General features: G+C 39.9%; 3 protein-coding genes. All 3 read right to left on the bottom strand.

The features are described 5' to 3' along the window. The coding region (locus AC3AYF_RS21510; protein ID WP_487780503.1) for a porin at positions 1–560 on the bottom strand (560 nt) is incomplete at its 3' end. 17 nt (positions 561–577) lie between these two features. Then, positions 578–859 (bottom strand): hypothetical protein, encoded by a 282-nt coding sequence (locus tag AC3AYF_RS21505; RefSeq protein ID WP_487780502.1) that lies wholly within the window; start codon positions 857–859, stop codon positions 578–580. Positions 860–876: 17 nt separating this feature from the next. Beyond that, on the bottom strand, positions 877–1,154 hold a 278-nt coding region (locus AC3AYF_RS21500; RefSeq protein WP_487780501.1), incomplete at its 5' end, for a hypothetical protein.

Genomic DNA, 1,154 nt, shown 5'->3' with positions numbered 1-1,154 from the left:
TTAGAGCTATCAGCCAATTCCATCGCAAAAGGTGCATGATGATTACCCACAGTAATCTTATTGTTTTTAAAGCCTTTATATCGGATATAAGCATCGGTGATACTTGAAGAGCCTTGACCAAAATCAGGTGTTAACTGGAAATCCCAGACTTTAAATATCGTACCGCCAAAACCAAAACGGGCACGACGTAACTCGGTTCCACTGGATAGGTTTGTTTCATCTGAATTTACAAATGTAGCATCCGCCATAATCCGACCATTAAATTTAAACTTAAAGTCACCATCTGGTGATTCAATTGCTAACTTACCTTTTGTAGTAATTTTTAAGTTATCTTTAGTTGCCTCCTCAATAGCCTTTTTTGTTTTTTCAGCTTGAGCCGTTTCTTGAACAGTTACCGTGTCTCTTAATGCAGTGGCAGCTTCAGCATTAAGTGTGCCGTTATGCTCTAAAACACGAATTAGTTTCAACATGGCTGCATCATCAGCCAGTACAGGTGCACTCATAAATGAAGCTACTGACAACAATCCAACGCCTAATATGGCTGTTTGTTTAAATTTCATAATTTTTATCCTCTTAATTAATTCAACACTTTATGACGCGGCTCACCACTCGAACCTGAAGTTTTTTCAACTTCTGAGAAGCGGTAAACAGTGCCGGCAAGGCCTTCAACTTGGGCTGTTCCTTGTTGGGCCACTGGGTCTTTTAATACAGTGTCAGCTTCGATCTTCTGTGTACCGTTAAGCTCTAAACCACGCATTAGTCTCAAATTAGTTGCATCATCAGCGAGTACAGGTGCACTCATAAATGAAGCTACTGACAACAATCCAGCACCTAATATGGCTGTTTGTTTAAATTTCATAATTTTTTCCCTCATAATTAATTCAACACTTCATAGAGCGGTTCACCAATAGAACCTGAAGGCTTAGCTGTTCCTAAGTAGGTAGCAACCGTGCCTGCAATATCTTCTGGACCAACTTGACGATTAATAGATTGTGCTTTGATACCTGGCCCAACAAACATGATTGGCACATGAGTGTCGTAGCTATAAGGCGAACCATGCATTGCTGCGAATTGATCTGCATTTGGATATAAATACCAAAATTGATCTTGAACAATCAGAACATTACCGGAACGTTTTGGGTGGAAAGCACGTT

The sequence above is a fragment of the Salinicola sp. genome (genome assembly GCF_982684285.1).
This window is presented reverse-complemented; position numbering and strand designations above follow the sequence as displayed.